Here is a 10276-nt window from a genome sequence, read left to right on the forward strand (position 1 = left end):
GCAGATTTTTATTGATTTTCCATTGGAATTTCAAACACTAACAAAATAGCATTTTCTGAGAGTGCCTCCCACTCTACTGTTTCAATTTTATTAAAACTGAGCCCGTCTTTCTCCTCCAATAATCTGTTTTCAACTTCAAAAGCACCACTGATTACAAAAACAAATACGCCGTTTAAATTACTTTTTAAGGCATAAAAACCTTCTTTTCTTCCGTCATAAATACCGATGAAACCTAATGTGTCCGGAAATCCAAAAAGAGGAATTAATTTGTTTCTTTCAGAAAAATCAAAATCAGATCTGCTGGAACTTGGCTTAAAATTGCTAGCTTTTGAGCAGAACCTGACTTCCAAGTAACTTACATTTTCCAGCTCATAAGGATTGGAAAGCTCAAAAGAAGTTCCCTGCTGGGCAGAGAGATGCTTTATCTGTTCGATTCTAATGAAATCCTCATCACCTAAACTGTCTTTATAGGCTATTCCGCCAAAAAGAGGCAGCAGCATTATTTCAGTATTAGCATCAATGAATGTAAATCTTTTAGACAAAGGAGCAATTGTAACCTCATTCAAAACTTTCAAAGTTCCGAATGGTTTTCTGGACACATCGTCACTGCCCTCAAAATTGAATGTAGCTAAATTTAAAAAGGCATCCGATTTAGAAACTGTTCGTAAATCGGATCTAAAAATCTTCGCGGGGTTTTGCTTAATCATTTTTTAGAAACTAAATATTAAGCATCATCTAGCCAGCCACATTTATTGTGTGTGTCAAAACAAAACCATCTGCAACACTTCCTGTCACAGCCGACATTTCATTGGCAACACCATCAGAAAACACATTATCCGAAGCATTATACGTATATCCGGAAAGTCCTTTTGTATAACCATTAGCGCTCGAAGCATTTACCAGCGCTACGGCACTGCCAGAACCTTCGGGAAATGCGATTTGGGTAACAAGCAATGATGTCCCCGAAGCATTGTACACATGAACATGAATATGTGTCGCCCTGCCACTATACCATCCTGGAAAAATAGAGGTAAAATGTACTAATCCATTGGCGTCTGTCGTTTGTCTTCCTCTTAAAAAATGTACTGATGTGAAATCGGCGGACTGCATTGATGTACCTCCATATTCTGAATAATAGCCATCCTTATCACAATGCCAGATATCAACAATAGCACCTTCAAGAGCCGCACAGCTGGCTTTGGTATTCTTTACATAGATATTAATAGAAAACGCGACACCAGTGCGATCGCTTACAATGTTTGAAGTAACAAGTGATGTAGGCGTTTTTGTTGGAAATGGCCCCGCAGTTTCCGATGCGGTAACAGAACAGGTTCCAGTCGAAGAATCTCCACCAGTATCAGTTGCCTGAGTCGAATCGGCCGCAGAAGAATCACTGCTGTCATCATTACTGCATGCCTTAATCACAGGAATAGTCAACGCTCCCAGGCCTGCTAATCCTAATCCTCTTAAAAAATCTTTTCTTTCCATACTAATTCCAATTTTAAGGTTACAGCGGTAAAAGTATTTAAAGTCATAAATCGTTTATAATTTATGAGGTAACGCGATGATTTTAAGAGGTAAATAGGGTATAAATGTCCTTTTTAAAGAAAGGAAAAACATTATTGTTTATTGAGCAAGGCAAAAAAAGTGGTTTCATAACTCGCACTTACCGGAATTTCCTCCTCACTGATGTAGACTATTTTGTTCCGCACTTTTTCAATTTTAGAAATGGAAACAATAAACGAACGATGAACTCTTATAAATTCAGTCTCTGGAAGCTTTTGCAGCAAGGCTTTCATTGTCATCCGGGCGACAATTGTTTTTTGGTTCTGAATATGAATTTTGAGATAATCATCCAGCCCTTCTATGAACAAAATATCCGAAAGCAGAATTTTTATCAAACTATAATCGGCTCGGATAAAAAGATACTGCTGTTCAGGATCTTGATTCTGTGTCTTCCACTGTGCGAAAGCTTTTTCTATGGACTGTTCAAATCTTGCGAATGAAATCGGTTTTAATAGATAATCAGTGGCGCTCAAAGTAAATCCTTCAACAGCATAATCAGAATAGGCAGTTGTGAATATTACCATTGTTTTGCGCGGTAGTTTTTTGTAAAAATCAATACCGGAAATAGCAGGCATATTAATATCTAAAAACAATAAGTCGACAGGGTATTTTTTCAAATATTTGAGTGCATCCTCCGATTTTGTAAACGTTTTCAGCAAATCAATAGTATCAATTCTGTCGCAAAAATTTTGCAGAATTTCTAGAGCAGGCGGTTCATCATCGAGTGCTATCGCTTTTATCATCCCACTTTAATTGTTAAGGTTACAAGATACATTTTCGAATTATCATCGATAGACAAAACATGATTGTTAGGATATAAAAGCGAAAGTCTTTCAATAGTGTTTTGCAGACCAATTCCGCTGTCAGACTGTATAGACTGTACTTTATTGTTAGAAACAAATAACGTCAGATAATCACCAGCAATACTGATCCTGATACAAATTTCGGAATTCTCATTTGGATTAACTCCATGTTTAAAAGCATTTTCAATAAAAGAGATTAAAATAAGAGGCGTAATGGCTTTGCCAAAGGGATTTCCTTCCAATGTATAATCAATAGCTGCAGTATTTCCTAATCTTGTCTTTTGCAGCAGTATGAAGTTATTGATATAATTAATTTCTTTCTCTAAAGCGATTACATCATCATTGGCATTAGTAATTATATATCGCATCAATTCAGATAATTGTACCACAGCATCAGCTGTTTTATCATCTTTTTTTATGGCCAATGAATAAATGCTGTTTAAGGTGTTGAATAGAAAATGAGGATTTATCTGCGCTTTCAAAAAAGATAATTCGGATTTCATTTTATCTTCTTCAACTTTTTGTAGCCGATTTTTTATAGCAATAAATAAACTTGAAATTACCCCTATAAGATAAACCAAAATTGTATGGCTGTATTGCGTGGGCGGGCCTCCAAAATGATTTTGATCATTTAATTCCGATGGAGATAATGAATGTGAAACAGGACCACGATCATGATTAAAATCTTTGGAATGTGGCCGAAACATTTCATTGAAATGATTTTTTTTATGTTCTCTAAAATCAAGAAAATTTGACTCCGGTGTATCAAACACATTAGAAATCCATAGGAAGAACAATAAAAAACAAGCAAGAGTGATAACGTATGAAATCTGTTTTTCCTTAAAATAAATCTTTGGGATTAAAATATAATAATTAAAATAAAAGAAAAGCAACAGTAAAAAGTAAATGAAAAAGTATATTCTGTCGTGAGGATTAGCGGCTAATTTCGGCAGGCTGAAAACACTTCCCGTTGAAGTAAAAGCATACGGTAGAAACAAAAAGACAAAACACAGGCAAAAATGCATTGCGTAAAAGGAAATTTTCTTTTTCATAACGAAATTAATTCCTCAAAAGTATGATTATTAAGCTTCCTACTGAAATTATTGCGGTAAAATGAGGAATTATAGCGGCAGCTTGGAATAAAATCATAATCTAATAAGCGGTTCATTTTTGATGAATTGCAGCATTCTATATCTTATTGTCAAAAATTAGAATCACGGTCTTAAAACCATTAAAAAGCAGTTAAAAAAGCTTAAATCATATTACAGTATCTCTTTCACTTTAAATACCTAGTACAAAAAAAGACTGCTGCACTTGATCTGCAGCAGTCTTCTTTATTTTATACCTAGAAACTAAAATTTCAAAGCATATATTTATTAATCATGCACCGGGCTCTGTGTACAGGGACAGTTACTCAATCCTTGCAGGAATCTAAAACCAATCGTTAGAGAATGTGTTCCTGAATTATAAGCTGCTAAACCGTTAAGTGTAATTTGATAGGAATACCCAGCTGAAATGTAACCTTTTTGGAATCCAATTATAGGACCTACTGCTAAAGGTTTTCCGATTTGATCATTCAAAAAACGATAAGAAGCTCCAACCCAAAAATAATCTTCATACCTGTTAAATTTTCTATATTTAATATTCAAATCCGTCACCGAACGTCCATCACTTTGATAATATTGATAAAAAGCCGAAGGTTCTAATTCATTTCTGTTTCCCATATCAAGTACATATCCAGCATACAACTGGTAATTGGTAAGCAAGTTGGGTTCATAGGCAATTTCAAAATTAAGATCCTTCTGCAAAATATTAGTAGCCGTCGCACTAGCATAAAATCCTCTATTTCGATATAAAAAACCGACCTCAAAGTTGTTATTAATTGTTGCCCTGTCATCAGTAATTCCATTAAATTCATTTATATTAAATCTAAATGAATTATATATATATGACATCCCAAAGGAAAGATACTGTTTAGTATAATAATCCAGAATAATGTGGTGCGCAAAAGTAAGCTTAGCTCCCGCCTGTTTGGTATAACCATTGGAATCATTATACAAAGTCATCCCAGCACCAGATTGATTCAAAACTCTGAAATCAGCATATAATGCCTGACTCTGAGGAGCATCTTCAACACCTACCCATTGTTTATACCCATTCAGATTAATTCTAAAATTATCTCCAATTCCTGCATACGTAGGTGAAATTACATATGGATTATCGGCTAAGTATTGGGTAGCAACGGGAACATTCAGCTCCTGACCATAGCTGCCAGCTACAGTCAAGAGTAAAATGCTTATTAATATTTTTTTCATTTTATTGATTTTCATTATGGATAACTACTCTCACTTCTGCTATCTGTATAGTGTAAAGTGACCTATAAACTCTCTATCATCCTTAGTATGTCTAAGTTTCAATACATACCAGTAATCACCCATTGGAAGCTCAGTACCTTTGTATTTACCATCCCATGATTCTCCTGCACCAAAGTGACCAACTTCACGTCCATAACGGTCATACACTACAAATTTAATATCTGGATAATTTTCCGTTTTAAGTGGCTTCCATGTAGTATTTGGCCCATTTCCATTTGGCGTAAAGACATTAGGAATTTCAATATCTACAAATTCGAAATACTTAGTTACACTGAAAACACAGCCATTAGTATCTGTCACAGTAAATGTATAATTACCAGAATGGTAATAAATATACTTATTATTAGACCCTAAGTCTTCACCATTTACAGAATAACGATAAACTCCTGAGCCGCCTGTTGCAATTGCAACAATTTCATTTAATTTTCCAAGATTTAATGTCATACCCAAAGGATCTATGTGATCAATATGGAAAACTAAAGTTGCATCCACACAGGTATTCTTATGATGAACCATTATAAAGTGATCACCGGCAGCAAGATTAGTAAACACATTGCTAGGCTGCTCTACTCCAGTGTTGTCTAATGAATAGGTTACATCTGCAGGATTATTGCTAGGATCAATGCTCACAGTAACTTTATTAGCTGGAAGATCATTAACACAGTCATAAGTAACAACCGCAACTGGATCTAAAATAACAGCAGGATCTAACTGTACAAGCAATTCGAATGTACAAGTGTTTGCATCTTTGATGTAAACTATATGATCACCACCAGATAAACCAGCAAAATCAACTTGACCTAAGACATAAGTTCCATTAGGATCATCTAAAGTAGTGCTATATGGACCAACACCGCCACTAATTGTAATGCTGAATGCTCCTGTTTTATCACCTGCACAATACTCTTGAACTTCAGAACCTGGAACAACAGCAGATACAATAGGATCTGGTTCTTCAATCTGAATATCTTTAATTAGAATGAAGCAGCCGTTTTGATCCTGTACAAGAACCTCATATAGACCAGGTTTTAAATTGCTGAAAGTACCGCTTTCAAAGAACTGTCTCATATCAGGAGAAATGGCATATTTAATCATTCCAGTTCCTCCCGCCGCATTGATAATTATTTTACCATCGTTATTACCATTACAAGTAACATCCACAGTAGTATAAGTAGCTGATAATGCAGTAGCTGGTTCAGTTATTATAATTGGAGCTGAAGTATATTCACAATCGCTGCTAACCACTTTAATAAAATAAGTACCAGCAGGCAATTCTGTGAAAGTACCTGGTGTATTCTGAGCTCCGACTGCAATAGCATTTCCTGAAGCATCTACGAGTGAGTAAACATAATTGCCTAAACCGCCTTTTGCAACAGCAACTACAAATCCTGTTAAATCTCCCTGACAATTAATTACCGCGTTTCTAATATCTAAATCAATTCCCAGCGGTTCCAATGGTTCATTTTGAATATCATTAGAAACTATACTAACACAGCCGTTTACATCACGTACATAATAACGGAAAGTACCATTACCTACAGAGAAAGTAGCAGAATTACCAATCATTGGCGTGCTAACTGCAAAGTTAGCCGTATCACTATAGCTATAAGGCGCTGTACCTCCAGCAGCTGTAAGCGTTAATGTAGCTGGTATTTTACACGTTTGCAGAGTTGTTTTAACTAAACTCGTTACAACTTTTGTAGGTTCATTAATTGTCAACACCGCCGAAGTAGCGCTACAGCTCCATCCGTCAGTAACCGTAACACTGTATCTTCCTGCTCCTAAGCCATTAAATACTGGTGAACTCTGAGGGCCTGAAACAACAACTGGCGACATCGATTCATAATTCAAGGTATATAAATAATTACTTCCTTGGCCTCCAGATGGTAATTCTACAGAAGCAGTAATTACAGCTGATTGATCACCATTACAAGATAACATTGATACACTTGCAGCTGCTTTAACAACAATTGGAGCTGGATTCCTTAAAACAACAGGTGTTGAAACAACACAACCGTGACTGTCTTTTACATTTACTGTATAGCTACCAGCTGTTAAATTTGTGAAAGTAAATTGTAAACTATAAGCAACACTTACAGGTCCAACCAATTCATATTGGTAATCACCAACCCAACCGCCTGCTGCAGATACAGAAATCATTCCGTCCTTGTTTCCTGATACACAAGTAATTTCTTTGTGTGTTTCAGATATTGTTAGAGGAGCAGATGGCTGATCAATACTAAAAGTAGTAGTAACTGAACATTCTGGTCTGTTTTTCAAAGTAGCTGTAACATTATATAGACCAGCTTTCAATCCAGAAATTGGAACAGGACCTGCCGTTACTGAAGTTCCACTAATTGCCGATGGCAATACTGAACTTGTAATTACATAATCGAAAGCACCAGCTTCATTTGTTGGCAAAGGATAAACATCAGTAATAGTTAATTCTACACTTCCTTCATTCGAATTATGACAAATTACATCACTAATTTTGACCGCTTTCAATTCAAATGAGTTCGGATCGTTAACTATATGATATATTTCTTTTATACAATTAGTAATGGTGTTTTTAACCGATACAGAATAATCACCAATACCCAAATTACTGAAAGTACCAACAGTGTTCGTTACACTTGAATATACTGTTCCATTGATTCCCACAACTGTGTATTCAAGCGTTCCCGCAAGAGGAGTTCCGCCAGAAGTTACAGCTGTAACAGTTATATTTTGGTTAACCTTACAAGTTATTGCCTGAGTAATGTTAATATTTATATCCTCAAGACTAATAAATCTATTGATAACGATTGGTGCTGTAGTACTGCCTAAACAGCCTTTATCATCATAAACATTAACAACATAGCTGCCACCTGCAACATCAGATTCTGTATAAGAATTACTAGCACCACGCTGTACTACTGTTATTCCTTTAACAAATTCATAAATAGTGTATGTTCCAGAACCACCGGTAACATTGTTTACTGTAATAGTGGCAAAATTACTGCTATTCGATCCTGCAGTACAGCCAAACTGAACAACTGCCGGAGCAGGTACATTTATGATTCCTGGCTGCGTTACATCAGTATCATCACTGGCAATACAGCCTCTGCCTGAAGTTACTGTTACGACGTATCCAGTAGCTGCTGTCAGTCCAGTAAATACGTTTGAAGTTTGAGGTATTCCTCCATTCAAGCTATACATATACTCAGGATTGTCATTGATACCTGCAGCTGGAGTATCGATAGTTGCTGTAATTGTTCCATCGGCCCCTCCGTTACATGTTACTGGAGTCATGCTTAAAGCAAATCCGGTAACTCGTGTGGCTCTTGATAAATTAATCGGCACATAGAACTCACATCGAGTAGTCGTATCACGAACACCCATAGTATGTGATCCAAATGTTACACCAGTAAATGAATTTCCTGCTACAAATGCGCCTCCATCAATATTATACTGATAAGAACCAGAACCACCTGCCGCCAAAAGATTGACAACTCCATCATTATCTAAACAGCTAGGAGCAGCGGCAACAACAGCATTCAATGTTAATGGTTCTAAAATAGTTACCGATACTGGAGCTGAAATACATCCGTTTGCATCTTTCACGGTAATGTTATAAGTGCCATATGTATTTACAGTAATAACATTTCCAGTTTGGTAATTAGTACCATCGGCACTGTATTGAAGAGCTGCGTTGAATCCAGAAGCAGTAACTGTAATAGCATACGTTCCTGCAGCACTTGGACACTGTGCAGCAATTGCTGTTGCAATAACCGGATTAGCATCTAAAGAAATAGCTTGTGCGTTAGTTGCAGAACAGCCATTAGAATCCATAACATAAACTATCCAATTTACATCTACACCGTTATTGGTATCAACAACTAATTTTTCACTAGTGCCATAGTTTGTCAATGCTGGCACAGGATCACCTGCTCTAGCCACAGCATATTTATAATCTGCTGTTCCTCCTGCTGCAGCTACGGTAATTGTGGCATTGTCATTATTACAATTAATGTTAGTAGCAATTGATGCAGAAGATAATGACGATGCTGGTTGACTAACAGTGAAATCGGCAACTGTAGCGATACAGCCTGAAACTCCATCAGTAACTGTGAAAGTATAATTACCGGCTGTTAGACCAGTATAAGTAATTACGTCACCGCTTTGGGTAAATGAACCTGTCGCTGGTGTTAAACTAAATGTATAGTTACCTGCTGTTATGTAATTAGCTACTGTAAAGCTTACAGATCCGCTATTACCGTCTTTACAGTAAACATCATTAACTAATTGTGCAGTTGCAGTGATTTTGCTTGCTTCTTTTATTTCAACAGTATTTGTAGTACTGCATCCGTTACTGTCAGTAACTTTTATAACATAAGTATCTGGTGCAAGATTCGCAAAACTTCCCGTTGTATTACTAGCAACAGCTACAGCTGGAGAAATAATCTCATACGTATATGGCGAAACTCCACCTATAACAGAATTTACTGTAAGAGTTGCAACTGTTCCCGGAGTATTACAATAAATCAGGCTTACAGTAATATCCATATCAGTTGGCGGTGTATATGGCAATACATCAGCAGTACCATTAAAAATACAGCCTTTAGCATCAAGAACCACATAATTAATGGTCTGTGCAGTATTTACTGGGAACGCATCTGAGTCTTGGAAAGTAGTACCTCCATCAAAACTATATGTATATGGAGCAGTTCCGCCAATAGCTGTAATAGTTACAACTGCATCTTCAGGCGTATTCGCTGCTGAGCAGCCAAAAGGTTTAACTGAAGCGCTCGCATTTAATACAGCTGGCTGTGTAATATCAACAGGGATAGCTGCAGTTATGGTACAGCCTTTAGCATCTTTTACAACAATGTTATAAACACCCGCATCTGTCAAGCCTGCAAAATAATTTGATCCTTGGAAAGTAACTCCATTATCAATACTGTACTGATATAGCTCTATACCATTAGATGCTGTTATTGTAATTGTTCCGTCTGCCTCTCCGTTACAGCTTACATTCGTTTGTGCAAATGCAGCCGTTGGTATGCTTGGTGTTGTTACAACAACATTTGAAGTTGTAACAGAACAAGCAGGAGTATTACTGTCTGTTATTACAAAATGATACGTGCCAGCAGCAGGTACTGAAACCGTAAAACTAGAACCTGCTACTGCTGTCAGACTGCCTGCAGCAACTCCTCCAACATACATCTGATATGAATATGGTGCAACTCCGTCAGTTATAGCAACATCAATTGTCGCGTTAACTGATCCAGTACAATATAAGTCTTTTGTAACTGAAGCTTCCGCTAACAATTGTTTTTGAATTGTATAATCTACAAAAGCCTCACAGCCATTGTCATCCTTAATACCTAATTTATATGTACCAGGAGCATTAAACACTGCATTAGATCCTGCAATAGCAAAGCCGTTTACAGTATACGATTTAACACCGCCGTAAACAGTGGTATAACCATTTAAGTTAACCGTCAATGGGGATCCAACAAAACATTGTGCCGGAGGAACCGTAATCGTCGG

6 protein-coding genes are annotated in these 10276 nt (G+C 36.7%); all 6 read right to left on the bottom strand.

Translation table 11 applies throughout. The features are described 5' to 3' along the window. Positions 1-8: 8 nt before the first annotated feature. The 6 genes from C8P67_RS19650 to C8P67_RS19675 all read right to left on the bottom strand — a co-directional run bounded on the left by C8P67_RS19650 (position 9) and on the right by C8P67_RS19675 (position 10231). Complete coding sequence (locus C8P67_RS19650; protein ID WP_115814888.1) at positions 9-707, bottom strand: pirin family protein; 699 nt, start codon at positions 705-707, stop codon at positions 9-11. A 28-nt stretch (positions 708-735) separates the two neighbouring features. Continuing rightward, entirely contained in the window at positions 736-1488 is a 753-nt protein-coding gene (locus C8P67_RS19655; protein ID WP_115814889.1) for a dioxygenase family protein, read from the bottom strand. Between the two features lie 131 nt (positions 1489-1619). Continuing rightward, positions 1620-2309 (bottom strand): LytR/AlgR family response regulator transcription factor, encoded by a 690-nt coding sequence (locus C8P67_RS19660; protein ID WP_115814890.1) that lies wholly within the window; start codon positions 2307-2309, stop codon positions 1620-1622. Then, entirely contained in the window at positions 2306-3421 is a 1116-nt protein-coding gene (locus C8P67_RS19665; protein WP_115814891.1) for a sensor histidine kinase, read from the bottom strand. The genes C8P67_RS19660 and C8P67_RS19665 overlap by 4 nt, the downstream gene beginning before the upstream one ends. A gap of 324 nt (positions 3422-3745) precedes the next feature. Next, positions 3746-4684 (bottom strand): PorP/SprF family type IX secretion system membrane protein, encoded by a 939-nt coding sequence (locus C8P67_RS19670; RefSeq protein WP_115814902.1) that lies wholly within the window; start codon positions 4682-4684, stop codon positions 3746-3748. A gap of 39 nt (positions 4685-4723) precedes the next feature. Continuing rightward, positions 4724-10231, bottom strand: coding sequence for a T9SS type B sorting domain-containing protein (locus C8P67_RS19675; RefSeq protein ID WP_211319938.1), 5508 nt, complete (start codon positions 10229-10231; stop codon positions 4724-4726). Between the last annotated feature and the right edge of the window lie 45 nt (positions 10232-10276).

The sequence above is a fragment of the Flavobacterium aquicola genome, assembly GCF_003385115.1.
Taxonomy (GTDB): Bacteria; Bacteroidota; Bacteroidia; order Flavobacteriales; family Flavobacteriaceae; genus Flavobacterium; species Flavobacterium aquicola.